Origin of the sequence: Streptomyces sp. NPDC048411, assembly GCF_040704695.1 — a bacterium.
In the GTDB taxonomy this organism is placed as follows: Bacteria; Actinomycetota; Actinomycetes; order Streptomycetales; family Streptomycetaceae; genus Streptomyces.
In genome coordinates this window covers 1-23,912 of the sequence record NZ_JBEZKL010000066.1, presented here as the reverse complement: position 1 = coordinate 23,912, position 23,912 = coordinate 1, and the positions used below count along the sequence as shown (strand labels likewise).

Below are 23,912 nucleotides of genomic sequence, written 5' to 3'. Positions count from 1 at the left end.
CACAACCAACTGCGTTTATTCACAGGCTAATTGGCGATTCTGTGGACAAGTGGGGCCGCAATCAACCGTTTTGGTCAATTTGCTTTGATTCGTGGTGTGGTGTAGCAAGAGTATCCAATGTCCTTTTCTGTACCTCGCGTTCAGTGGCGGCGGCGACAAAGGCAGCGACGTTCTGCGGACCAACCAGACGCTGTACGGCCTGCATTGTTTCCGGTGGCAGTGGTACGGAACGCGGCTCGCTCGTCGAGGGTCCCGGGATGAGCGATGTGCCCGCGCCGAGATGGTGCTGCAGATGACGTGTGGCGAACGTCCGCATGGCCCGGGCCAGTTCCGCGTCCACTGTCTGCTGGGCGAGCGGGCGGAGCCGACGGACCAGCGAGGCGGCCTCGGCCGCATCCGCGTCCGTCGGTGGACGATGGCCGAGGTAGCGCGCGAACACATGCTCCGTGGTGAACTCCAGGAAACGGGAGGCGATTTGCTCGACCTGGCCGCGAAGTTCCCGCAGATGGCCGGAGATTGCGGTGAGCGGCACCCCTGCCGCATACAACTCGACTGCTACGGAGAGCTCTTGTGGGCTCGGGACCAGGAACTCGTCGACCCGGCCCGGGATGCACTCCAGTACGCCGAGCTCGACCGCCTCGGCGACCGCCTGATCGTCCTGCACGCCGCCGAACTTCGCATGCAGCTCGTCCCGGGTGATCCGGTCGGCCTGCTCGTCCGTCCACGGGCCGTGCACCTCGGCGACGAGCCCGAGCACTCCGCCCAGCCCGCGTCCCGCGTCCCACGCCTCCAGCAGTTCCTTGATGCTGGCCAGCGTGTAACCGCGGTCCAGCAGGTCGGCGATCTGCCGGAGCCGGGCGAGATGCGTGTCCCGGTACACATTGGCCCGGCCGCGCCGCTCCGGCGTCGGCAGCAGCCCCCGGTCCTGATAGGCCCGGATCGTGCGGACCGTGGCACCGCTCGCATGTGCCAGGTCCTCGATCCGGTACTCGGCGGCAGAACGCGTCGTTGCCGCGGACGGCCCGGTCCCGCTCACAGCGGTGGCTTCAGCCGGGCGATCCCGCGCAGCGCGCCGGGACTGAGCCGGGACAGGAGCAGGGCGGCACGTGCCTCCGGCGTCACCGGCACCACGGCCCGGTTGTGCGCCACGGCCTCGAGGATCGCGTCGGCGACCTTCTCCGGCGGGTAATTGCGGAGCCCGTACAGCCGGCTGGTCCGCTTCCGCAGACGCTCCTCCTCATCGGCGTCGGCCCCGGCGAAGTGCGCGGTCGCCGTGATGTTGGTGTTCACGATGCCGGGGCAGATGGCGCTGACCCCGATCGACCGCTCGGCCAGTTCGGCCCGCAGGCACTCGCTGAGCATCAGCACGGCCGCCTTGGAGGTGCTGTACGCGGGCAGCGCCCGGGACGGCTGATACGCGGCGGCGGAGGCGGTGTTGACGATATGGCCGCCCTGGCCGCGCTCGGCCATCTGCCTGCCGAAGATCAGGCAGCCGCGGATGACGCCCCACAGATTGACGTCCAGGACGTTCTTCCAGTCCTCGCTCGTGGTTTCCAGGAAGGAGCCGGACAGACCGATCCCGGCGTTGTTGACCAGGACGTCGACGATGCCGTACTCGGCGGCGACCTTCTCGGCGAGCTTCTCCATCGCCTGCTCGTCGCTGACGTCCACCGCCTCGCCCCAGGCGGCGGGCGAGCCGATCAGACGGGCCATCTCGGCTGTTCTGGCCGCCCCTTCCGCGTCACGGTCCACGGCCACCACCCGGGCGCCGGCCTCCGCGAACGCGAACGCGGTGGCCCGCCCGATCCCGCCCGCCGCGCCCGTCACCAGGACCAGCTGACCGCCGAACCGGTCGGCGTACGCACCGGTCGGTGCGGTGTCCGGGGTCGGCCGCCCGTCTTCCGTCGCCGACTCATTCGTGGCGACGAACTCGCTGATCCAGGAGGCAAGCTGGTCCGGGCGGGTGCGCGGCACCCAGTGCTTGGCCGACAGGGACCGCCGTACCAAGTGCGGCACCCACAGCTCCAGTTGGTCGTACAGCTTCTCCGAAAGGAAGATGTCACCCGTCGGCGTGATCAGCTGGACCGGCACATGCGCGTACGCATCGGCACGCGGTCCGCGCAGCCGGGCGCGGACGTTGTCCCGGTAGAGCCAGGCGCCGTGAGCCGCGTCGTTCGGCAGGGACAGCGTCGGGTAGTCGCCCGCGGGCACCTTCTCCATCCGCTGGAGTATCCGAGGCCACTGCTTGCCGAGCGGGCCGCGCCAGGCGAGCTCCGGCAGCACCGGTGTGTGCAGCATGTACACGTACCAGGACTTGGCCCCCTGGCCGAGCAGCTGACCGACCCGGCGGGGGGTGGGCCGCGTCATCCGCTGCTTGATCCAGTGCCCGAAGTGGTCCAGGGAGGGGCCCGACATCGACGTGAAGGAGGCGATCCGGCCCTCGGTGCGTCTGACCGTCGCGAACTCCCACGACTGGACCGAACCCCAGTCGTGCCCGACCAGGTGCACCGGCCGGTCCGGACTCACCGCATCGACGACGGCAAGGAAGTCGTCGGTGAGCTTCTCCAGGGTGAACCCGCCGCGCAGCGGCTCCGGAGCCGTCGACCGGCCGTGGCCGCGCACGTCGTACAGGACGACGTGCCACTGCTCGGCCAACTGCACCGCGAGCTGCGTCCAGACTTCCTTGCTGTCCGGATAGCCGTGCACCAGCACGACCGTCGGACGCGTCTCGTCGCCCAGCTCGGCGACGCACAGCTCGATCCCGCCCGTACGCACCCGGTGTTCGCGGAACCCCGGCACATCCTGCAGCCTCACGCCGCCCCCTCTCCTCGGCCCGGCGCCGCACATGCGGCAGATCGTCGTCCAGCCAGAAGGCGCTCTGCGCGGGGTCCTTGGAATCGGTGACGACCAGGATCTCCTCGAACTTCGCGCCCGTACCCAGGAATCCGAGATGGGGCTCGACCGCCCACCCCTCGCTCGCGCAGCCACTCCCGCTGCATCCGGGCCGCCTCGCGCTCCGTCACCCCTGGTTCGAGCCGTGCGGCGACCGCCTCCGCGCAGGCGTACGCGAGGCGTTGCACCTCTCTGAACCCCTTGAGCCCCTGGGGCAGTCCGTCCTTCACCGGTGAGGCCATGCCGCCGTCCGTCCCATGCCGTGTGCGGTACGTGCTCGTAACATGACACTGATGAATGTGACAATGTCCGGAGGCTGCGTCAAGGGGTGCGCAGGACCTGTGGACAACTCCCGAGCTCTCCCCTCCGGCCCTGCTCCCGGCCACCACCCCATACCTTCGTCGTCCTCCCTCCCGGGGTCCCCCTACGGGGCCGTACGACTGAAGGCTGACGCGGATCCAACCGCCTGGTCTGACGACCGGTGTGGCCCGCGCCACTACCGTCGAAGATGTGACTGTGATCGCGACCGAAAGCCTGAGTAAGCGGTTCCCCCGGGTGACCGCGCTTGACCGGCTCTCCCTGGACATCGGGCCTGGTGTAACCGGCCTGGTGGGCGCCAATGGAGCCGGCAAGTCCACACTGATCAAGATCCTGCTGGGTCTGTCCCCCGCCACCGAAGGCCGGGCCTCGGTGCTCGGGCTGGACGTCGCCACCAGTGGTGCGGCCATCCGGGAACGGGTCGGCTACATGCCCGAGCACGACTGCCTGCCGCCGGACGTCTCGGCCACCGAGTTCGTCGTCCACATGGCGCGGATGTCCGGACTGCCGCCGACGGCAGCGCGCGAGCGCACCGCCGACACACTGCGACACGTCGGTCTGTACGAGGAGCGCTACCGCCCCATCGGCGGCTACTCGACCGGCATGAAGCAGCGCGTGAAGCTGGCCCAGGCGCTGGTCCACGACCCGGAGCTGGTTCTCCTCGACGAGCCGACCAACGGCCTGGACCCGGTCGGCCGCGACGAGATGCTCGGCCTGATCCGCCGCGTCCACACCGACTTCGGCATCTCGGTGCTGGTGACCTCCCACCTTCTGGGAGAACTGGAGCGCACCTGCGACCATGTCGTCGTCATCGACGGCGGCGCGCTGCTGCGCTCCAGCTCCACCAGCGACTTCACCCGGACCACCACGACCCTCGCGGTCGAGGTCACCGACAGCGACGCCCACCCCGACGGCACGGACGCACTGCGCCGGGCGCTCACGGCAGCCGGTGTCAGTCTTCTGGGCCGCGACGGAATCGAGGCGGACGGTCTGCCGGGCGCCGGTCACATCCTGCTGATCGAGGCCACCGGCGAGGAGACGTACGACGTCGTCCGCGACAGCGTCGCCGGGCTCGGACTCGGTCTCGTACGGATGGAACAGCGGCGCCACCACATTGCCGAGGTCTTCCGTACCGAAGGCACCGCAGAGACCGCGGAGACAGTCCTGACCGGAGCCGCACAGCAGAAGGGGAGCGGTCGCGATGAGCACTGAGACCGGGACCGTGACCGGGGGCGAGACCACCCGGATCCACAACATCGGGTACCGCGCCTACGACGGCCCGCGCCTGGGCCGCGGCTATGCCCGCCGTTCCCTCTACTCGCAGTCGTTGCGGGGCTCCTTCGGACTGGGCCGTTCAGCCAAGTCCAAGGTGCTGCCGATGCTGCTCTTCGGCGTGATGTGCCTGGTTGCGCTGATCATCGTGGCCGTCGCGATGGCCACGCCCAACGCGACGAAGCTCGTGATCAAATACACGGACTTCGCGATCTATCTGCAGGCTGTCATCGGCCTCTTCATCGCCTCGCAGGCACCGCAGTCCGTCTCCCGGGACCTTCGCTTCAAGAGTGTCCCGCTGTACTTCTCGCGCCCCATCGAACGGGTCGATTACGTCGTCGCCAAGTACGCCGCCATGGCATCCGCCCTGTTCATCCTCACCGCGACACCGCTTCTCGTGATGTATGTGGGAGCCCTGCTCGGGAAGTTCGACTTCGCCGACCAGACGAAGTGGTTCGGGCAGGGGATGGTGTCGGTGGCGCTGCTCTCCCTGCTCTTCGCCGGACTCGGCCTGGTGGTGGCGGCACTGACTCCGCGCCGCGGCTTCGGTGTTGCCGCGGTGATCGCCGTACTGACCATCTCGTACGGAGCGGTCTCCACCGTCCAGGCCATCGCCTGGGGGCAGGGCTCGCCCGGCGCCGTGCAGTGGCTGGGGCTCTTCTCGCCCCTCACGCTGATCGGCGGCGTACAGAGCGCGTTCCTCGGTGCCACCTCCGCTTTCCCCGGAGGCGAATCACCGGGCGCCGGGGCAGGTGTGGTGTATCTGATCGTTGTCCTCGCGCTCGTCGCCGGCTCGTACGCCGTACTGATGCGCCGCTACCGGAGGGTCGGGCTGTGACCACCATCGAGATCGACCACACCTCGCGCTGGTTCGGCAATGTGGTCGCCGTCAACGACGTCAGCATGACCGTGGGACCCGGGGTGACCGGACTGCTCGGTCCCAACGGGGCGGGTAAGTCCACCCTGATCAACATGATGGCCGGGTTCCTCGCGCCGTCGACCGGCAAGGTCACTCTCGACGGCGCGCTGATCTGGCGCAACGAGGAGGTGTACCGGCAGATCGGCATCGTCCCGGAGCGGGAGGCGATGTACGACTTTCTCACCGGCCGCGAATTCGTCGTCGCCAACGCGGAACTGCAGGGACTCGACGAGGCTGCCGCGCAGAAGGCGCTGGCCACGGTCGAGATGGAGTACGCGCAGGACCGCAAGATCGCCACGTACAGCAAGGGCATGCGCCAGCGCGTGAAGATGGCGTCCGCGCTGGTCCACGAGCCGTCCGTGCTGCTGCTCGACGAACCGTTCAACGGGATGGACCCCCGCCAGCGGATGCAGCTGATGGAGCTGCTGCGGCGGATGGGCGCCGAGGGCCGTACGGTCCTCTTCTCCTCCCACATCCTCGAAGAGGTCGAGCAACTCGCCTCGCACATCGAGGTGATCGTGGCCGGACGGCATGCAGCGTCCGGTGACTTCCGGAAGATCCGCCGGCTGATGACGGACCGTCCGCACCGCTATCTCGTACGGTCCAGCGACGACCGCGCCCTCGCCGCCGCGCTCATCTCCGACCCGTCGACGGCCGGGATCGAAGTCGACCTGAGCGAACAGGCGCTGCGCATCCAGGCGGTCGACTTCGGGCGGTTCACCACGCTGCTGCCGAAGGTCGCGCGGGAACACGGCATCCGTCTGCTGACCGTCTCGCCGTCCGACGAGTCCCTCGAATCAGTCTTTTCCTATCTTGTAGCGGCCTGAAAGGAGCTGTGAAGCGTCATGTACAACCCCACAGTCGCCCGGCTCACCTACCGGGCCCTGCTCGGCCGGCGCAGGGCTGCGATCCTCTTCGTTCTGCCCGCCCTGCTGATCGTCATCGCCGTCGCGGTACGGGCGTTCGCCGGGGCCGATGACCAGGTCGCCACCGATGTGCTGGGCGGTTTCGCCATCGCCACGATGGTGCCGCTGATCGGTGTGATCGCCGGTACGGGGGCCATCGGCCCCGAGATCGACGACGGATCGATCGTCTATCTGCTGGCCAAGCCGGTGAAACGGCCGACGATCATCTTCACCAAGCTGATCGTGGCGATCGCCGTGACGATGGTCTTCTCCGCCCTGCCGACTTTCGCCGCGGGCATGATCCTCAACGGCAACGGCCAGCAGATCGCGGTGGCGTACACGATCGCGGCGCTGGTCGCCTCCATCGCGTACAGCGCGCTGTTCCTGCTGCTCGGTACGGTCAGCAGGCATGCGGTGGTCTTCGGCCTGGTCTACGCGCTGGTGTGGGAGGCGCTCTTCGGCAGCTTCGTGCCCGGGGCGCGCACGCTCAGCGTGCAGCAGTGGTCGCTCGCACTTGCCGAAAGGGTCGGCGGGGAAGGTGCGATCACCTCAGAGGTCGGACTGCCGCTCGCGACGGTTCTGCTGGCGGCTGTCACGGTGCTGGCCACTTGGTACGCGGGTCAGAAACTGCGCACGCTGAAGCTCGCCGGCGAGGAGTGAGCCGAAGGGCTCTGCTGCCCCCTGTGCCCGTCAACCCCTGCCCGTCGGACGGGGGTTGACGCATGAACGGACAGCCGTGCGCGTAACTGTACGTTTATCGGCTCGTTGTTCAGGGTGCGTGGAGGCAATTGGGATCCGTGGCGTCGTAGCGTTCGTGAAATTGGGGATTGCCGGCTCCGGCGAGGCAGCGCCGGCCGGGTCGGTCATCGGGTGAGTGGCACCGTGAGCGACCTCCGCCCCTGAAGCCCGGGGAGAGGGCCCCCATCGTCGTTTTCGCGAACGGAAGACATGCTCATGCCCACGGAAGTCGCCCTGCTCGAATCGCGCGCGCTGCGCGTCGAGCAAATGGGGCGCGTCGATGTCCTCGACAAGGTGAAGAGCCTTGTCATGCTCCCTGACGGAATTCACGTCCGCACAGAGGACGCGGCTCGCTACTTCGAAGTATCCACAGCCTCTGTCAGAAGGCTGACCGACCGGCACCACAAGGAGTTCGCGGAGAACGGCATGTGCGTGCTGCGCGGTGCTGAGCTGCGGTCCTTCCATAGCGACATCGAGTCGCTATGGAAGGGCGAGGGGGTGAAAAGTTATCCACAGGCTGCCACTCAGCTGAGGCTGTTCACCCGCAGGACCGTGCTCAACGTCGCGATGCTTCTTCGCGATAGCGATATCGCTCGATGCGTCCGCACCTATCTGCTCGACGCGGAGGAGGATCTGCGGGCGGGGTACGCCTCGCTCGATCGGCGCGTCACCCGGGTCGAGAGCTGCCTGGCCGGAGTCGGCGTGGCGCTCCAGGAGCTCGGGCCGGTGCTCCACCGGATGTCGCACCGGCTCGACAGTCTCGACCGGAGGCTCGAGGCCACGAACCGGGTTGTCGGGGCCATGAGCGTCCGGCTCGGCGACATGTCCGAGGACATCGTCCGTATCGATGCCCGGATGGACGACTTCGTCCTTCAGCTCAAGGATCTGCGACGCCGTCGTAAGCGCCGCTGATCCCTGATCGACGCTCGCGGTCCGCCCCCGGCCCGGTCCGAACCAGCCGGCTGTGGGCCGCGAGCAATCACGTCGGTCGGGGCCCTGGCCGACGCTCGAAATAATGGGTGGCGGACAAGGGCCGCCCCGGGCACAGTGGTTGAGGAAGTGCACGCCACGGGGACCGGGAGAGGAGCGCGACGATGACCGGGAGTACGAGTCCGTCGAGTTCCCACCAGGGCGGCCCGGAGCAGGCGCCGGAGTAACCATCACCTCACTCCGCTGAGCCGCTCCCAGCAGGACGCCCGGGGCGGCTTTTTTGCGCGCATCGCGCGGCCGCCCACCCGGAGGATTGGCCGAGTGGTAAGGCAGCGGCTTGCTAAGCCGTGGTCGGGGCTGTTGACCCCGCGCGCGTTCGATCCGCGCATCCTCCGCACAGACATCCGGCGCGGACACCCCGCGCCGAGGCCGCACACGATCACGGGCCGGGCGCATGCCTGCACCCGGCCCGTGATTTTCCGCTTCGCGGGGTCCGTGGAGCCGTCTACAGCAGCTGCTCCAGCACCACAGCGATGCCGTCGTCCTCGTTCGAGGCGGTGATCTCGTGCGCGACGGCCTTCAGGTCGTCATGCGCGTTGGCCATCGCGACCCCGTGCTGCGCCCAGGCGAACATCGGGATGTCGTTCGGCATGTCACCGAAGGCGAGTGTGTCCGCCGCCTTCACACCCAGCCGGCGCGCCGCCAGTGAGAGCCCGGTCGCCTTGCTCAGCCCCAGCGGCAGGATCTCCACCACGCCCGGTCCTGCCATGACCACGTCCACCAGGCTGCCGACGGCCCCACGCGCTGCGTCCGCCAGTGTGTCGTCATCGAGTTCCGGGTGCTGGATGTAGACCTTGTTCAGGGGCGCGGACCACATCTCGGTCGTGTCCTTCACCAAGACGGCCGGCAGGGACCCTTCCTGTCCGCGGAAGCCGGGACCGACCAGCACCTCACCGTCGAGCCCGTCGCGGCTCGCCGCCAGCGCCAGCGGCCCGACCTCCGCCTCGATCTTGGAGAGCGCGAGGCCGGCGAGCTGGCGGTCCAGCGTCAGCGACGTCAGCAGCTTGTGCTCGCCCGCGTGGTAGACCTGCGCGCCCTGGCCGCAGACCGCGATGCCCTGGTAGCCCAGGTCGTCCAGGATGTGCCGGGTCCACGGGACAGCCCGCCCGGTGACGATGATGTGCGCGGCGCCGGCCGCGGTGACGGCGGCCAGTGCCGCGCGGGTGCGCTCGGAGACCGTGTCGTCGTTACGCAGCAGCGTCCCGTCGAGGTCAGTGGCGACGAGCTTGTACGGGAAGGTCACTTGGCGATCGGTTCCAGGACCTCGCGCCCGCCCAGGTACGGACGGAGCACCTCGGGCACCCGTACCGAACCGTCTGCCAGCTGGTGGTTCTCCAGGATCGCCACGATCGTGCGCGGTACGGCGCAGAGCGTGCCGTTCAGCGTGGCGAGCGGCTGAAGGACCTTCTTGCCGTCGCGGGTGTCGCGCATCCGGACGGAGAGGCGGCGCGCCTGGAAACCGTCGCAGTTCGATGCGGACGTCAGCTCGCGGTACTTGCCCTGGGTCGGGATCCACGCCTCGCAGTCGAACTTCCGGGAGGCCGAGGCCCCCAGGTCGCCGGTGGCGACGTCGATCACCTGGAACGGCAGCTCGAGGGCGGTGAGCCACTGCTTCTCCCAGTCCAGGAGCCGCCGGTGCTCCGCCTCGGCGTCCGCCGGGTCGACGTACGAGAACATCTCGACCTTGTCGAACTGGTGGACGCGGAAGATGCCCCGGGTGTCCTTGCCGTACGTACCGGCCTCACGGCGGTAGCACGGCGAGAAGCCCGCGTAGCGGAGCGGCAGCTTGTCCGCGTCGATGATCTCGTCCATGTGGTACGCGGCGAGCGGGACCTCGGAGGTGCCGACCAGGTAGTAGTCGTCCTTCTCCAGGTGGTACACGTTCTCTGCGGCCTGGCCGAGGAAGCCGGTGCCCTCCATGGCGCGTGGGCGGACCAGCGCGGGGGTCAGCATCGGGATGAACCCGGCCTCGGTGGCCTGCGCGATCGCGGCGTTGACGAGGGCGAGCTCCAGCAGCGCGCCGACACCCGTCAGGTAGTAGAAGCGCGAGCCGGACACCTTGGCGCCGCGCTCCATGTCGATCGCGCCGAGCGCCTCGCCGAGCTCCAGGTGGTCCTTGGGTTCGAAGCCCTCGGCGCCGAAGTCGCGGATGGTGCCGTGCGTCTCCAGGACGACGAAGTCCTCCTCGCCGCCGATCGGCACGTCCTCGTGGACGATGTTGCCGAGCTGCAGCAGCAGGCTCTTGGCCTCCGCGTCGGCCTCGTCCTGCGCCGCGTCGGCCGCCTTGACATCGGCCTTCAGCTGCTCGGCCCTCTTGAGCAGCTCGATGCGCTCCTCGGGAGAAGCCTTGGGGATGAGCTTTCCGAGCGACTTCTGCTCGGAACGGAGTTCGTCGAAGCGGACACCGGACGACCTGCGCCGCTCGTCGGCGGAGAGAAGGGCGTCGACGAGCGCGACGTCCTCTCCACGGGCGCGCTGGGAGGCGCGAACACGGTCGGGGTCCTCACGGAGCAGGCGAAGGTCAATCACCCCTCCAGGCTACCGGTGTGCGCTTCCGTAGCTCGAACCGATATTGCCAAGCGTGTCACTTTGCCCGAATTGCCGGAATTGGTAAAAGGGAGGGGAAACATCGCCCGTGATCGATCCCGGCTGTCAATAGGGAGCCCCTATTCCCCTAAATGGGGCAGAAAGGGCTTTCGCTCTTGACGTATCGGCCGTGCGTACAGGGGGAGTTGAGGGCGCTTGTCCACAGGAGCGGGAAGTCCTCCAGGGTTATCCACAGGCTGTGGGGGAGATCTGTGGATACGGGAAGAGATCATTCCGAAAGCCGCATGAGGGCTCATGGATTCCCCGTTCAAGCTCACTTCACACACTCATTCGGGTGGGAATTCCTCGCCCTAAGGAGTTGATCAATGGAATTGAGATGACACGGGCAGCCTGTAGCCCTGTGGGCGGATGTGGGGCGAGTGGGGCGATTTGTCGACCATGTCATGTTGAGGTGTCGACTTGTCCCCAGGTCGAGAACCAGCCCTGTGGATAACTCTTGTGGATTGTGAAAATCGGCAGGTAATACCGGCGATGTGCGCGCAGCCGTTGCAGGAAACCCACCCCCGCCATCGGCCCAGGCGCCGGGCCGGAGCTTCGGCGCCGGCCGTCACCCCAGGCCATCAGGCCCGATCGTCCGGTTCCCGGTCAGGAGCGGCCGTCCTGGACCCGGGCCAGCCAGTCCGAGGCGTCCGTGAACTCCCTGTCCGACGTCCCGTCGCGCAGCGGTCGCACGTCCTCCGGCGCCACCCCCGCGCGCGGATACGAACCGAGGAACCGCACCTTCGGGCAAATCCGCTTCAGCCCCATCAGCGCCTCCCCGACGCGACGGTCCGCGATGTGTCCCTCGGCGTCGACCGCAAAGCAGTAGTTCCCGATGCCCGCCCCGGTCGGCCGCGACTGGATCAGCATCAGGTTCACCCCGCGCACCATGAATTCCTGGAGGAGTTCGAGCAGTGCGCCGGGGTGGTCGTCGCCCAGCCAGATGACCACCGACGTCTTGTCCGCGCCGGTCGGCGCCGCGGGCCGGGCAGGGCGCCCCACCAGCACGAAGCGCGTCTGCGCGTTCTCCGCGTCGTGGATCTCCGTCACCAGCGGTTCGAGGCCGTAGGTGGCCGCCGCGAACTCGCCGGCGAAGGCGGCGTCGTACCGCCCTTCCTGCACCAGCCGCGCACCGTCCGCGTTGGACGCGGCCGACTCCCATACGGCCTCCGGCAGATGGGCCGCCATCCAGTTGCGTACCTGTGGCTGTGCTGCCGGGTGCGCGGTGACGGTCTTGATGTCGTGCAGCTTGGTGCCAGGCCGCACGAGCAGCGCGAAGGTGATGGAGAGCAGCACCTCGCGGTAGATCATCAGTGGTTCACCGGCGGTCAGCTCGTCGAGGGTCGCGGTGATGCCGCCCTCGACGGAGTTCTCGATCGGTACGAGGGCGGCTGCGGCAGCCCCGCTCCGTACCGCGTCCAGTGCCGCCGGTACGGAGACCATCGGGACGAGTTCCCGAGTGGCGGCTTCCGGGAGCGTACGGAGGGCGACCTCGGTGAAGGTGCCTTCGGGACCGAGATAGGCGTAGCGCGTGGCGGACATACCGTCACCCTAGTGCGCCTTGCCCGCTCAGGACTCCAGGAGCCGCTGCCCCACGTATTCCCCTTTCGCCGCACCGCCCGGCACTGCGAAGAGGCCGCTCGCCTCGTGCCGGACGAACGGCGACAGCGCATCGCCCCGGTCGAGTTTGCGCTGCACCGGTACGAATCCCTTCAGCGGATCCGCCTGCCAGCAGATGAACAGCAGCCCGGCGTCGGGAGTGCCGTCGGCCGCGGTGCCGTCGTGGTAGGAGAAGGGGCGCCGCAGCATCGCAGCCCCGCTGTTCCGCTCGGGGGAGGAGATCCGGGCGTGGGCGTTGTCCGGGATCAGCAGCCTGCCGTCGGGGCCCGCCTTGTCGAGGTCCATCGGGGTGGTCTCGGTGCCACCGCTCAGCGGCGCGCCGTCCGACTTGCGCCGCCCTATGACCCGCTCCTGCTGTGCCACCGGGAGTTTTTCCCAGTCGTCGAGCAGCATCCGGATCCGCCGGACGACCGCGTAGGAGCCACCGGCCAGCCAGGCGTACTTCGCCTCGTCGCCCGCCTTCGGCTGAGACGGTACGAAGATGCGCCGGTCGAAGTCGCTCTCCGAGGGTTTCGGGTTCCCGGTGCCGTCGATCTGCCCCATCAGATTGCGGGCGGTTGCCGGCGCGGCCGTGGCACCGGGGGTGCGGTTGAAACCGTTCATCTGCCAGCGGACCCGGGCCGTCGTGGCGGCCTCCTTCTGGATGGCGCGCAGGGCGTGGAAGGCGACGAGCGCGTCGTCGGCGCCGATCTGCACCCAGAGGTCGCCGTGGGAGCGCTTGGCGTCGAGCCGGTCGGCGGAGAACGGCGGCAGGGGATCCAGCCCGGGCGGCCGGTGGTCCGCCAGGCCCGTGCGTTCGAAGAAGGTGTGCCCGAAGCCGAAGGTGATGGTCAACGAGGAGGGTCCGGCGTCCAGCGCTATCCCGGTGTCGTGTTCCGTGCCGTCCGCGCTGCCCCCGCGGGTGGGTTCGCCGGCCATCAGGCGCTGGGCCACGGCCGACCAGCGGCGCATCAGGGCGGCGGCTTCCTTCCGCCCGGTGCCGGGTGCCAGGTCGAAGGCGACGAGATGCCCACATGCTTGAAGCGGAGTGGTGATCCCCGGTTGATGTTTCCCGTGAAACATTTCCTCGGTCGAGCCGAGCGTCGTCAGTGCTGTCGGCCCGTCGGGGCGGGCTGCGGCGTAACCGATCGCACCACTTGCCGCGCCCAGCACCACTCCGGTCGCCCCGGCCGCACCCACGGTGCCGAGCAACCGCCGCCGGGAGATCTCGCCGGTGGAGCTCTCCCCGTTGTTTCCGCTCTTCTTGCTGTCTGTGCTCACGATCCCGCTCAGCCGATCTTCACGTTCTTGCCCATAGTGGTCTGATCGATGTCCGACGTACGGACCGTCACCGCGACCGTCCAGTCGCCCGCCATCGGGATCTGGACGCCGCTCGCCGTCCAGTGCCCCTCGGTGAGCCGGTCGGGGAGGACGGGCAGCGGCCCGATGCCCTTGGACTTCAGGGTGAAGGCGAGCTTCACCTCGGGGACGTCCATGGGCTGTCCGTCGGATCCGTCGATCCAGAGGTGAACCCCGTTGGTGCCGGTACGGCCGGGGTCGATGTCCATCCGGACCGTTCCCTTGCCGTTCCGGCCTCCGGTGTCGAACGGCAGGCTCAGCGTGACGGGTCCTTCGGCCGCGGGCGCGGATGCGCCGGTCGAGGCCCGGGCCGCTTCCTCCTCGGTACGTCCCGGCTCGGTCGAGGTCAGTACGGTCGTCACTGCCAACAGCGCCACCGCGACGCCCACTTCCGTCAGCACGGAACGGCGGAGTCCGGACCGCTCGCGGTCGGTATCGCGGATCCGCTTCTTCGTGGCGGCTGCCACAGCGGCTTTCTGCCGGGCGAGCTGGGCGGCCCGTGACGGGTCCTCGGACTCGTGGGCAGGTTCGCTCTCCACCTCGGCGGAGGCATCCGCGTCCAGCTGGGGGTCCGCGGCGATCCCGACCTCGGTCGGCGCTTCCGTCAGCCGAGCCGTCCATTGCCGCGAGATCCACGCGACCCCGACCAGTACGGCGACGAGGCCCACCTTTACGAGCAGCAACTGCCCGTACCCCGTGCCCGTGAGCGCGGACCAGGAGCCCACCTGGCGCCAGGACTGGTAGAGCCCGGTCGCGGTGAGTACGAGCACGCTGCCGAACGCGATACGGGAGAAGCGCCGTACCGCCGTGGCTCCGATGTCCGGGGTCCGGTACAGCGCGATCAGGAGCGCTGCGAGTCCGCCCAGCCAGGCGGCGACGGCGAGCAGATGCAGCACGTCGACCGGCATGGCGATACCGGGCTGGATCCCGGTCGAGGCGTGCTCGGCGAGCGCCCACGTTCCGGCGATCCCGGCGGCGATGACCGCGCCGCCGATGGCCAGTCCGAACGTGAGGTCCTTCTTCTCCCGCTCGTCCTCGCGCTTCGCGTACGCCCCGAACAGGACGGCGATGAAGAGTGCGGCGGCCCCGAGCAGCAGCAGCCGTGAGACCAATGCGGCCCCGGGCTTGGTCTCGAGCACGGCCTTCAGGCCGTCCAGGTCGAAGGCGTCCGCGAGCTTCCCGGAGCCGGTGTACGGGCTCCGCAGGAACAGCATGGCCAGGGTGGCCGCGGTGAGGGTCAGCCAGCCGCGCACGACCAGACGCTGCAGCGGGCGCGCGCCCGCCCCGCGCTGCCAGCAGGCCAGGATGAAGGCCGCGCCACCGGCCAGCACGATGAACCCGGCGTACGCGGCGTACCGCGCGATGTCGTAGAGCGTGCCGACCAGGCCACCGCCGGCCTTGTCCGACGGGAGGGCGACGGTGGTCTCGGAGGGGGCCCCGATGGAGAAGGTGAAGGCACCGGAGACCGGATGGCTGTCCGCGGAGACTGCCTGCCAGGCCACGGTGTACGTACCGTCGGGCAGCCCGGAGTGGAGCGTGACGCCGTACTTCACGGTGGAGCCGCTCTGCAGATCACGCGGAGCCGCACCGGTGTCGGCGCGCTTGCCACCGGGGTCCAGGATCCGGATGGAATCGTCGCCCATGGCGACCTGCTCGGAGAAGGTGAGCGTGACCTCCTTGGGTGCGGTGGCGACCACCGCCCCGTCCTGCGGATCGCTCCCGGTGAGCGCGGCATGTGCGGACGCGGGTGCCGCGCCGCCCAGCAGCAGGCCCGCCACCATGGTGACGAGCGCGGCGAGGAATGCGGCCGCGGCGAGTGGCCGGCGCATCGGGGGCACGGACGGGGACGGCCCGAAGTGCGGGGCGGTGGCTGTCATGGTGTGTCAGTCCCTCACTGCTTCTTCGGGTTGTGGGTGGTCTCCTTCACAGGAAGGTCGACCGTTATCGGGTCGGCCTTCTCGAAGTGCAGTTCCACGGTCACCGTCCCGCCCTGCTTGGGCCGCTCCTTGAGCGCGGTGAACATGATGTGGCTCCCGCCGCGCTCCAGATCCAGCTCGCCGTCGGCGGGCACCTCGAAGGACGTCACCATGCGCATCGTCTGGTTCTTCGTCTCGTGGATCGTGACGTGGTCCGAGAGCGGGCTGGTGACCGACGTGAGCCGGTCGGAGCTGCCGCCGGTGTTCCGCACGACGAGGAAGCCCGCCGCCATGTCGCTGACGGGCTGCGGCATGTACGCGCCGGTCACCTTCAGCTCGGGCTTGCTGTCCGAGGCCGAGCATCCCGCAAGCGCCAGCCCGGTGGTGAGGGCGAGGGCGCCGGCGAGGGTGGTGCGGCGGTTCACGGAGTCTCCCCCTTGATGATCTTGGGGAGGTCCTTGGTGTAGTCGTCGGGCGAGGTGTCCTCGCTGTACAGCACGTACCCCTTGTCGGTCTTCGGGGAGAACGCGATGACCTGCGACCCGTGCATCGAGACGACCGTGCCGTCCTTCTCCTTCTTCGGCGGGTCGATGCCGATGCCGATCTGGCGTGCGCCCGCTTGGATGGTCGAGAAGTCGCCGGTGAGGCCGATGAAGGAGGCGTCCTGGGCCTTGAGCCAGCTGCCCAGCGAGGACGGGGTGTCCCGCTCGGGGTCGGTGGTGACGAAGACGACCCGCAGCTTGTCCTGGTCGGCCTTGGGCAGGGACTTCTTGGCGATGGCGATGTTGCTCATGATCAGCGGGCAGACATCGGGACAGTTGGTGTAGCCGAAGTAGATGAGCGTCGGCCTGCCCTTGGTCTGCTCACGCAGGTCGTACTTCTTGCCGTGGGTGTCGGTCAGGACCAGATTGGGCTTGGTGAACGGCTGGTCGAGCACCGTCGCGGCCTTGGTCTTCGCCTCGGCGGAGACATCGGCGATGGGCTTCTTGGCACTGTCGTTGCCGCTGCCGCAGGCCGACAGTGAGAGTGCGGCCGCGGCGACGAACGCCGCGACCAGCACAGTTTTCTTACGCATGGATCGCTGATTCCTGATGGGTCGGTGAAAACGGTGGGGCTCTGGGCCCTCTGCCGGATCGGGCCGGGCTCCTGGGCCCGGCCCGATCCGGAAGGGCGGCCTGATCTGAAAGAGGGGGCCGGGGGTCTCAGGCGTTGCGGCGGCGGCCTGCGAGGAAGCCGAAGGTCACCCCCGCGATGCCGATGGCGATGCCGACCACTCCGAGGACACGAGCGGTGGTGTCACTGGAGGACGAGGCGGAGGCAGCTTCCGTGTGCTCGTCCTTCTTCTCGTCGGCGGTCGCCGCACCGCTCTTGTCGTCGGCGGTGCTGCCGTGCTCGTCGGCGGTCGCGGCGGTCAGCTTGAGGACCGGCGCCGGGCTCTCGGGCTCCTCGGCGCCGTCCTTCTGCTCCTCGATCCAGCGGACGACTTCCTTGTTGTCGTACGTCTGGATGGCCTTGAAGACCAGTTGGTCGGCGTCCTCGGGGAGCTGGCCGACGGAGAGCGGGAACTGCTGGAACTCGCCCGGGCGGATACCGAGGTCGTTCTTGCTGCCCTCGGCGGTCCAGGTGACCTTGGAGACGGCCTCGTTGATCTTCTGACCGTGCATGTCCAGCGGCTTTGCCAGCTTGCTCTTGGTGACGTCGATCTTCCAGCCGGGCACCGGCTGCGGCATCACGGAGGCCAGCGGGTGGTCGGTCGGGAAGTTGACCTCGAGCTTGGTCGTCGAGGCGTCGTCGCGCTCGTTGGGGACCTTGAAGTTGATCGTGGCGTAGCCGCCCTTGGCTGCCTCCCCCTGGGGTTGCACGCTGACGTGCGCGGAGGCAGTACCGGCGAGGATCAGCACGGTGGAGGCGGCGACGCCGCCGACCAGGGCGATGCGGGAAACGTTCATGGCAGGAATCACTCCACAGAAGCACGAAGGAAGGGTGGTCCGCCGCACAGGTGCGCGACGGCATCGCGACACCTCTTCCTCACGTGCGGCGTGCGTGCACCGTGCCGGGCGGGCGCCACCAGGCATGGGCCGGGTGATGACCGCGAACGGTTCGTGCGTGCTACGAGCGGAGGGTGTCGCGTCAGGCTGCGAGGGTGAATACGGACGGCGGCCCGCGCCTGATCACCTGGTGCTGCAGTGGATCGCCGGTGACCGGAGCCGGCGCGTCGGCTGCGGTACGGGGGGCGCGCGGCCCGGTCGCCGCCTCAACCGGGAGACCGGCCTGCAGCGCTCGTACGAGAACGAGCGCTGCCCGCAGCGCGCGCAACCGGGCCTCGGCCGCGAGCTGCTGGGCGCCGTGTGCGGACAGCCTGGCCAGCTTGAACAAGGCAATCTCGCCGCGCCGCAGCAGCCAGCCCGTGGCCAGCGCGGCCAGCAGATGGCCGAGCAGCATGGGCAGGCTGGGCAGCAGACCCGTGAGCGTCGGGTCGGTTCCGGCGGCGGCCATGGACTGATGGTCCATGCGTGTCACCGTCGCCGGATCGATGCCCGCGTTGCTGACGATGCGGTGGGCTTCGGTGGCGTTCAGCTGCGCCGGTCCGGCGCCGCACACCAGGCTTGCGGCGAACCGGACCAGGGAGCCGGTATCCGCCGCTGCCTGCGTCGGCGTACCGGACGCGCTGTGCGTGCCCAGCCCGAACAGGGTGTGCAGGGCGAGCTGTCCACCGGCCAAGGTGGTGGCGATGGACGGCAGGGAACGCTCGCGTCCGGCGAGCGCCACCACCACCGCGAAGACTCCGAGGAAGCCTGCGAGCAGTGTCCACCAGGGGACGACGGCGCAAGAGGCCAGTGCATGCCCTGCCGCGGACAGCGCGACACAGACCGCGGTGAACACCGCGGCCCTCAGGAGCCGCAGACCGGCTCCGGCGCGTGCGACAGGCGTAGACATGGCTGGGCCATCATCGCACTGCGTCCCGGGAATCGGTATGGCAGGCCCGGAAGGTCGCCTTCCGCCCGATTGGGTGCGTGGCGTTCCTGCTGTCGGGCCCGGCATACACGGGTGCTCCAAGTGCGGGTATCCGCCGAATGAGCGGTTTCACATCAGGTCTGTGCTTACGAACCGCCCAGCGCGGCAATACGTATCGGTATGTCGAGCCGCAGCCAGGAGGCTGGAGCATGAGCATGTGGTGGTCACTCCATCTGCGGCGCGAAGCTGCGAGCGTTCCGCTCGCCCGTCGTTTCCTGCTCGGCACCATGGAGACCGCCGGCGTGGATCCGGACATCTCCTTCGATCTGTCGGTCGCGCTCAGCGAAGCCTGTGCGAATGCCGTCGAGCACGGCGGGGACCGGAGGGACGCCGACGCCCCCGGGGCCCTATGGGACACATGGGAAGCCTGGGACGAGCAGTCCGGTTCGGCCTCCGGGCAGTACCGGGTCACCGCGTATCTGGACGGCGAGAAATGCCGTATCGAAGTCGCCGACTCGGGGCCCGGTTTCCCCGCGCGGTGCGCGCTTCGCACTGCTGATGAGCCGCAGTCGGATCAACATCAGCAGCAGTTCCTGCCGCCCGTCGACGCCGAGGACGGCCGGGGGCTCTGTCTGATCGAGCAGCTCGCCGACCATGTCCACTTCGGCAACCGGCCGGGCCGGGGCGCGGTGGTGAGCTTCGACAAGGTTCTGAAATGGCGGGAGGGCGCCCTGCTCATGGTGTCCTGAGCAGGGCGCCCTCCGGCGCACGAGTGCGGATTCCCGGTGGTCAGCCCTTGAGCTGGGCCATCCAGGCCTCGATCTCGTCGGCCTGGCGCGGCAGCTTGTCGGAGAGGTTCCGGTTGCCGTCCTCGGTGACGAGGATGTCGTCCTCGATCCGGACGCCGATGCCGCGGTACTCCTCCGGCACGGTCAGGTCGTCGGCCTGGAAGTACAGGCCCGGTTCGACGGTGAGGCACATGCCGGCCTCCAGCGTCCCGTTGACGTACGTGTCCGTGCGCGCAGTGGCGCAGTCGTGGACGTCCATGCCGAGCATGTGGCCCGTTCCGTGCAGGGTCCAGCGGCGCTGGAGACCCAGTTCCAGGACCTTCTCCACGGAGAGGTCGCCCAGCAGGCCCCAGGTGACGAGCTTCTCGGCGAGCACGCGCTGCGCGGCGTCGTGGAAGTCGCGGAAGGCCGCGCCCGGCTTGACGGCGGCGATGCCCGCCTCCTGGGCCTCGTACACCGCGTCGTAGATCTTCCGCTGCAGCGGCGTGAACGTGCCGTTGATGGGAAGGGTCCGGGTCACGTCGGCGGTGTAGAGGTCGTTGGTCTCGACGCCGGCGTCGAGCAGCAGCAGCTCACCGGAGCGCACGGGGCCGTCGTTGCGCACCCAGTGCAGGGTGGTGGCGTGCGGGCCGGCCGCGCAGATCGAGCCGTAGCCGATGTCGTTGCCCTCGACGCGGGCGCGCAGGAAGAACGTTCCCTCGATGTAGCGCTCGCTGGTGGCCTCGGCCTTGTCGAGGACCTTCACGACGTCCTCGAAGCCGCGCGCCGTGGCGTCGCAGGCCTTCTGAAGCTCTGCCGCCTCGAAGGCATCCTTGATCAGTCGCGCCTCGGAGAGGTAGACCTTCAGTTCCTCGTCGCGCTCCGCGGTGACCTTGTCGGTGAGCGCGGCCTCGATGCCCGCGTCGTGGCCGCGGAGGTTGCGGACCGGGCCGGTGGCCTCGGCCAGCGCGGCCGGGAGCTCGCGTACATCCTTCGCCGGGAGGCCCAGCAGCTGCTCGGCCTCGGTGAGGGAGTGGCGGCGGCCGACCCACAGCTCGCCCTGGCCGTCGAGCCAGAACTCGCCGTTCTCCCGGTTGGAGCGCGGCAGCAGGTAGATCGTCGCCTCGTGGCCGTCGTCCTTCGGCTCCAGGACGAGCACACCGTCCTGGGTCTGGTCGCCGGTGAGGTACGCGTACTCGGTGGACGCGCGGAAGGCGTACTCGGTGTCGTTGGCGCGGGTCTTCAGCTTGCCTGCGGGAATGACCAGGCGCTCGCCGGGGAAGCGGGCGGACAGTGCGGCGCGGCGGTCGGCGGTGTGACCGGCCTGCGCGATCGGCTCGAGGCCGTGCAGCTCGGTGTCGGCCCAACCCGACTTCATACTGGCGGCGAGCTCATCGGAGACGCCCGGGTACAGGCCGTTCTTCCGCTGCTTGACGGTCTCGGCCTCTTCGGTCTCCGGGTTCTCCGGGACGAGCTCCTCAGACACGGCTTGACTCTCCTTGATACGACACTGGATCTCGTCCATCGTACGGGCGCACGGAAGGGGGCCCAGGGCCGTAGGACCTCTTACACACGGAAGCCGGGAGACACCACTCAGCCGAAATGATGTGGTTCAGTCGAAGCGTGCGGCGAGGATCACGACGTCCTCCGTGCCGTCGGCGAGGTCGAGCCCGTTCGGAAGGACGGTCCGCAGGACGTGGTCGGCGACGAACCCGGCGTCGTGGCGCAGCGCCCTCGGCACGCTCGCGGCTGCCGAGTGCAGCCGTGCGAACGCCCGGTCCATCGAGTCGCCGGTGCGGCGCAACAGCCCGTCGGTGTAGAGCAGCAGGGTCTCGCCGGGCGCCGGGGCGATTTCCACGCTCGGCGCTTCCCAGCAGGCAAGCATGCCCAGCGGTGCGGACAACGAGGTCTCGACGAACTCCGTGCGCCGGTCGCCGATCACCAGTGGCGGGGTGTGCCCTGCGCCGGCCAGCAGGATCCTGTGGCGGGCGGGTTCGCAGTAGGCGAAGAGCGCGGTCGCGGACCGGGCGGGTTCGGTGAGCCGCAGCAGCAGTTCCAGATCGGACAGGACGGCGACCGGATCCTCGCCCTCCATCACCGCGTACGCCCGCAGGCCCGCCCGCAGCCGGCCCATGGCGGCCAGGGCGCTCGGCCCGGAGCCGCCCACCGAACCGACGGCGAGACCGAGTGCGCCCTCCGGCAGCGTCAGCGCGTCGTACCAGTCACCGCCGCCGCACGGTGCCGTGCGATGGCGGGCGGCCAGCTGTACGCCGGTGACCCGGGGCAGTCGGCTGGGCAGCAGTTCCTCCGTGATGGTGGCGACGTCGGCCCTGGCCCGTTCCAGCTCCAGCAACCGGGCCAGATGCTCACTCGCGTAGCCGGCATACAGGCCGACGAGATGACGTTGGCGCTCCAGCGGCTCGGCGGGCTCGTCGTACAGCCAGACGGCTGCGCCGAGTCGTCCGGTCGCGTCGGTGGTGATCGGCAGGGCGTAGCTGGCGGCGTATCCGAGCCGGGCGGCGACCTCGCGGTGGCGGGGGTCCACGCTTGCGTCGCCGAGAAGGTCAGGGCTGGTCAGCGGGGTTTCGGTGGCCGGAAGACCGTCCAGGATCCGTCCGTACGAGGTAGCGCTGCGCGGCACCGTCTCGATGTGCCCGAGCTCGGCATGGGCGAGCCCGAGACCGATGGTGGAGACCGGGCCGCGACAGTCGGAGGGTTCGAACACGATCAGTCCGCGGCGGGCGCCGACGAGAGCCGCGCCGGCATCCAGAAGTTCGTGCAGTGCGTCGTCGAGGGTGCTGGTTCTGGCCAGTCGCTCGGTGAGTTCATGGAGCGTAGTGAGGTCGGACACCCAGCCGGCCAGACGGTCCTGGATGAAGGCTCCCGGTGACGCGGCCACATCGGCCAGGGGCCCGGCAGTGTGCGCTGAAACAGGAACCATGGGATCGATTCCAGCCACTTTCGGTAGGTGAGGGGCGCTCATGGCAACCGGCTTTCCGACCAGTGCGTTTCGTCGAATAGCATCGCAAACCCCCATGTCATTCTGCGCCGCTATCAGTGCATCCACATGTACACGCACAAGTGAGCCGATGTCCAGCATTGTCCCTACGGCATTTGTGGTGTCCGTGGGGCCAGCAAGTTGGCCAAAAAATGCACCCTATGGCGGCTAATTGCGGTCGACTGGGTCTGGCTCGACAGGAGGTGCCCGCGGGGTGAAGTCCCGGCGGGAGCGTCATTCCGGGCCTGCGGGGTACGTAATCGGTGAGGAACCAGGGGCAGTTCCGGTCGCCCCGGAACCTGGCAGAGAGCCCGGGCGTCCTCACTACGACGACCGCGCCCCACCCCCGAGTGGCGGGGTTGTGCACCATCGGACGGCAGGCGCGATGCGCGCTGCCCCTCGCCATGCTTTTGGCTGGACCTGGCTCAGCTCGACTCGGCTCACGCTCGGTACCGACGGGTGACCCCGTACCGCAGATATAGAGAGCATGTACGCACGGTGAAGTACTGCATACGTGATGTGACGTACGCGTTATGTGATGTGGCCCTCGGCGTTCAACGGAAAGGAACGAGCGCTCATGCGCGAGATCCTCGGAAGGCGACGCAGGCTCCGGCTCCGGCGCAAGGCAAGGCCCGCTCAGCTCGACGCGGCCCTGACCTGCGCCACTGCATGGCAGTGGCCCGTGCTCCCCGGAGTGGGACTGGACGCAGCCGGTGGCCGCGGTGACCGTGACCGTGGCTGTGCCTGCCCCGATCCCGAGTGCGCCGTACCCGGCGCACACCCCTTCGACCCCGGTCTCCTCGCGGCGACCACCGACGAGCGCATGGTGCGCTGGTGGTGGAACAACCGGCCGACCGCGCCGATCGTGCTGGCCACCGGTGGCCGCGCCCCGTGCGCTCTGAGCCTGCCGGCCGTGGCCGGTGTCCGGGCGCTGGCCGAGCTCGACCGCATGGACATGCGGCTGGGCCCGGTGGTGGCGACACCGACGCGGTGGTCGCTGCTCGTCGCCCCGTACACCCTCGAGCGGCTGGGTGAGCTGTTGCACGCCAAGGACTGGGTCCCCAGTTCGCTGCGCTTCCACGGCGAGGGCGGCTATCTCGTCCTTCCCCCGTCGGGGGTGGGTGCGGGACAGGTGCGCTGGGAGCGGGCTCCGCTGCCCGGCTCGGCGACGCCCTGGCTGCCGGACGTCGAAGCCGTCCTGGACGCACTGGTCGAAGCGAGCACCAGCGCTCCCGGCGGCGGCAGTCGGCTCGCTTACTGACGGGCGCGGCTGCCGAGGCCGGTGTACGAGCGGTTCGGTGGACGGCCCGGGGCGGACCGGCTCACTCCTTCGGGTGTGAGCCGGTCCGGGTTCTGCGGTGTGCGGGCGTGGTCCACCCGGGTACCTCCATGACGCCGATATCTTCGGCGCAGCGTCAGGAATTCCTGTCGGCCGACAGGTGGGACCACCATGAATCTCGGCATGATCGTTATGGCGTCCGCATGATCGTTATGGCGGTTGTGGTGGTGTCCGCCGTCGTGCTTCCGCTCGTCGCTTCCGCCGAACCCGCGGAAAGTCCCGACTCCGTACTCGGCCATGCAAAGTCTGCCTATGCAAAGTCTGACCCTGACTATTCAGCGGAATTGCCCGGTCTGACGGCCTGGTAGCAGAAAAGGTGTCCTGACCTGCGAGGATGCGACTGTCGAGGAAGCATCGGT

General features: G+C 68.9%; 20 protein-coding genes, 1 tRNA gene and 1 pseudogene. 8 read left to right on the top strand and 14 right to left on the bottom strand.

The features are described 5' to 3' along the window. Positions 1-61: 61 nt before the first annotated feature. The 3 genes and pseudogenes from AB0915_RS22745 to AB0915_RS22735 form a co-directional block, all read right to left on the bottom strand. Complete coding sequence (locus tag AB0915_RS22745; RefSeq protein WP_366692815.1) at positions 62-1,036, bottom strand: MerR family transcriptional regulator; 975 nt, start codon at positions 1,034-1,036, stop codon at positions 62-64. Continuing rightward, positions 1,033-2,847, bottom strand: a complete 1,815-nt coding sequence (locus AB0915_RS22740) for an SDR family oxidoreductase (RefSeq protein WP_366692814.1) — start codon at positions 2,845-2,847, stop codon at positions 1,033-1,035. Before AB0915_RS22740 ends, AB0915_RS22745 begins: the two co-directional genes overlap by 4 nt. Then, positions 2,822-3,134: pseudogene (locus AB0915_RS22735) on the bottom strand (hypothetical protein); the annotation flags it as partial. The pseudogene AB0915_RS22735 and the gene AB0915_RS22740, both read right to left, overlap by 26 nt. Before the next feature lie 274 nt (positions 3,135-3,408). Here AB0915_RS22735 and AB0915_RS22730 point away from each other — a divergent pair. From AB0915_RS22730 to AB0915_RS22705, 6 genes are all read left to right on the top strand, one after another. Then, on the top strand, positions 3,409-4,422 hold the full coding sequence (locus AB0915_RS22730; RefSeq protein ID WP_366692828.1) for an ABC transporter ATP-binding protein: 1,014 nt from the start codon (positions 3,409-3,411) through the stop codon (positions 4,420-4,422). After that, positions 4,412-5,320, top strand: a complete 909-nt coding sequence (locus tag AB0915_RS22725) for an ABC transporter permease (RefSeq protein ID WP_366692813.1) — start codon at positions 4,412-4,414, stop codon at positions 5,318-5,320. The genes AB0915_RS22730 and AB0915_RS22725 overlap by 11 nt, the downstream gene beginning before the upstream one ends. After that, positions 5,317-6,228 carry an ABC transporter ATP-binding protein gene (locus tag AB0915_RS22720; RefSeq protein WP_366692812.1) on the top strand — a complete coding sequence of 304 codons (912 nt, stop codon included), beginning with the start codon at positions 5,317-5,319 and terminating at the stop codon, positions 6,226-6,228. The genes AB0915_RS22725 and AB0915_RS22720 overlap by 4 nt, the downstream gene beginning before the upstream one ends. Positions 6,229-6,246: 18 nt before the next feature. Next, on the top strand, positions 6,247-6,966 hold the full coding sequence (locus AB0915_RS22715; protein WP_366692811.1) for an ABC transporter permease: 720 nt from the start codon (positions 6,247-6,249) through the stop codon (positions 6,964-6,966). A gap of 294 nt (positions 6,967-7,260) precedes the next feature. Beyond that, positions 7,261-7,956: a hypothetical protein gene (locus AB0915_RS22710; RefSeq protein WP_366692810.1), complete on the top strand. Its 696-nt coding sequence runs from the start codon at positions 7,261-7,263 to the stop codon at positions 7,954-7,956. Positions 7,957-8,281: 325 nt separating this feature from the next. Next, a tRNA-Ser gene (locus AB0915_RS22705) sits at positions 8,282-8,369 on the top strand. A 110-nt stretch (positions 8,370-8,479) separates the two neighbouring features. On the opposite strand, the gene AB0915_RS22700 is transcribed toward AB0915_RS22705, so the two are convergent. The 9 genes from AB0915_RS22700 to AB0915_RS22660 form a co-directional block, all read right to left on the bottom strand. Continuing rightward, positions 8,480-9,277, bottom strand: a complete 798-nt coding sequence (locus tag AB0915_RS22700; protein ID WP_366692809.1) for an HAD family hydrolase — start codon at positions 9,275-9,277, stop codon at positions 8,480-8,482. Next, positions 9,274-10,563 (bottom strand): serine--tRNA ligase, encoded by a 1,290-nt coding sequence (serS, locus tag AB0915_RS22695; RefSeq protein WP_366692808.1) that lies wholly within the window; start codon positions 10,561-10,563, stop codon positions 9,274-9,276. Before serS ends, AB0915_RS22700 begins: the two co-directional genes overlap by 4 nt. A 663-nt stretch (positions 10,564-11,226) precedes the next feature. Next, positions 11,227-12,162: a prephenate dehydratase gene (gene pheA / locus AB0915_RS22690; protein ID WP_366692807.1), complete on the bottom strand. Its 936-nt coding sequence runs from the start codon at positions 12,160-12,162 to the stop codon at positions 11,227-11,229. A gap of 27 nt (positions 12,163-12,189) precedes the next feature. Further along, positions 12,190-13,503 carry an iron uptake transporter deferrochelatase/peroxidase subunit gene (efeB, locus tag AB0915_RS22685; RefSeq protein WP_366692827.1) on the bottom strand — a complete coding sequence of 438 codons (1,314 nt, stop codon included), beginning with the start codon at positions 13,501-13,503 and terminating at the stop codon, positions 12,190-12,192. 5 nt (positions 13,504-13,508) lie between these two features. Further along, a complete protein-coding gene (locus AB0915_RS22680; protein ID WP_366692806.1) occupies positions 13,509-15,455 on the bottom strand; it encodes a copper resistance protein CopC in 1,947 nt (648 codons plus the stop codon). 14 nt (positions 15,456-15,469) lie between these two features. Next, positions 15,470-15,919 (bottom strand): copper chaperone PCu(A)C, encoded by a 450-nt coding sequence (locus AB0915_RS22675; RefSeq protein ID WP_366692805.1) that lies wholly within the window; start codon positions 15,917-15,919, stop codon positions 15,470-15,472. Beyond that, positions 15,916-16,569 (bottom strand): SCO family protein, encoded by a 654-nt coding sequence (locus AB0915_RS22670; protein WP_366692804.1) that lies wholly within the window; start codon positions 16,567-16,569, stop codon positions 15,916-15,918. The genes AB0915_RS22675 and AB0915_RS22670 overlap by 4 nt, the downstream gene beginning before the upstream one ends. 127 nt (positions 16,570-16,696) lie before the next feature. Continuing rightward, a complete protein-coding gene (locus tag AB0915_RS22665) occupies positions 16,697-17,443 on the bottom strand; it encodes a YcnI family protein (protein WP_366692803.1) in 747 nt (248 codons plus the stop codon). Positions 17,444-17,624: 181 nt separating this feature from the next. After that, on the bottom strand, positions 17,625-18,431 hold the full coding sequence (locus AB0915_RS22660) for a hypothetical protein (RefSeq protein ID WP_366692802.1): 807 nt from the start codon (positions 18,429-18,431) through the stop codon (positions 17,625-17,627). Positions 18,432-18,658: 227 nt separating this feature from the next. On the opposite strand from AB0915_RS22660, the gene AB0915_RS22655 reads away from it, so the two are divergent. Further along, positions 18,659-19,198: an ATP-binding protein gene (locus AB0915_RS22655; protein WP_366692801.1), complete on the top strand. Its 540-nt coding sequence runs from the start codon at positions 18,659-18,661 to the stop codon at positions 19,196-19,198. Positions 19,199-19,238: 40 nt separating this feature from the next. On the opposite strand, the gene AB0915_RS22650 is transcribed toward AB0915_RS22655, so the two are convergent. Both AB0915_RS22650 and AB0915_RS22645 read right to left on the bottom strand, forming a co-directional pair. Next, on the bottom strand, positions 19,239-20,702 hold the full coding sequence (locus AB0915_RS22650; protein ID WP_366692800.1) for an aminopeptidase P family protein: 1,464 nt from the start codon (positions 20,700-20,702) through the stop codon (positions 19,239-19,241). Positions 20,703-20,828: 126 nt separating this feature from the next. Next, on the bottom strand, positions 20,829-22,316 hold the full coding sequence (locus tag AB0915_RS22645; RefSeq protein ID WP_366692799.1) for a PP2C family protein-serine/threonine phosphatase: 1,488 nt from the start codon (positions 22,314-22,316) through the stop codon (positions 20,829-20,831). Between the two features lie 475 nt (positions 22,317-22,791). On the opposite strand from AB0915_RS22645, the gene AB0915_RS22640 reads away from it, so the two are divergent. Next, complete coding sequence (locus AB0915_RS22640; RefSeq protein ID WP_366692798.1) at positions 22,792-23,475, top strand: bifunctional DNA primase/polymerase; 684 nt, start codon at positions 22,792-22,794, stop codon at positions 23,473-23,475. Positions 23,476-23,912: the final 437 nt, after the last annotated feature.

What these genes read in the sequence shown, in the direction of transcription:
- AB0915_RS22740 (WP_366692814.1), bottom strand. Translation starts at nt 2,847, where the DNA reads ATGTGCGGCGCCGGGCCGAGGAGAGGGGGCGGCGTGAGGCTGCAGGAT.
- AB0915_RS22725 (WP_366692813.1), top strand. Translation starts at nt 4,412, where the DNA reads ATGAGCACTGAGACCGGGACCGTGACCGGGGGCGAGACCACCCGGATC.
- AB0915_RS22715 (WP_366692811.1), top strand. Translation starts at nt 6,247, where the DNA reads ATGTACAACCCCACAGTCGCCCGGCTCACCTACCGGGCCCTGCTCGGC.
- AB0915_RS22710 (WP_366692810.1), top strand. Translation starts at nt 7,261, where the DNA reads ATGCCCACGGAAGTCGCCCTGCTCGAATCGCGCGCGCTGCGCGTCGAG.
- pheA (WP_366692807.1), bottom strand. Translation starts at nt 12,162, where the DNA reads ATGTCCGCCACGCGCTACGCCTATCTCGGTCCCGAAGGCACCTTCACC.
- AB0915_RS22680 (WP_366692806.1), bottom strand. Translation starts at nt 15,455, where the DNA reads ATGACAGCCACCGCCCCGCACTTCGGGCCGTCCCCGTCCGTGCCCCCG.
- AB0915_RS22670 (WP_366692804.1), bottom strand. Translation starts at nt 16,569, where the DNA reads ATGCGTAAGAAAACTGTGCTGGTCGCGGCGTTCGTCGCCGCGGCCGCA.
- AB0915_RS22665 (WP_366692803.1), bottom strand. Translation starts at nt 17,443, where the DNA reads ATGAACGTTTCCCGCATCGCCCTGGTCGGCGGCGTCGCCGCCTCCACC.
- AB0915_RS22660 (WP_366692802.1), bottom strand. Translation starts at nt 18,431, where the DNA reads ATGTCTACGCCTGTCGCACGCGCCGGAGCCGGTCTGCGGCTCCTGAGG.
- AB0915_RS22655 (WP_366692801.1), top strand. Translation starts at nt 18,659, where the DNA reads ATGAGCATGTGGTGGTCACTCCATCTGCGGCGCGAAGCTGCGAGCGTT.
- AB0915_RS22645 (WP_366692799.1), bottom strand. Translation starts at nt 22,316, where the DNA reads ATGCTGGACATCGGCTCACTTGTGCGTGTACATGTGGATGCACTGATA.
- AB0915_RS22640 (WP_366692798.1), top strand. Translation starts at nt 22,792, where the DNA reads ATGCGCGAGATCCTCGGAAGGCGACGCAGGCTCCGGCTCCGGCGCAAG.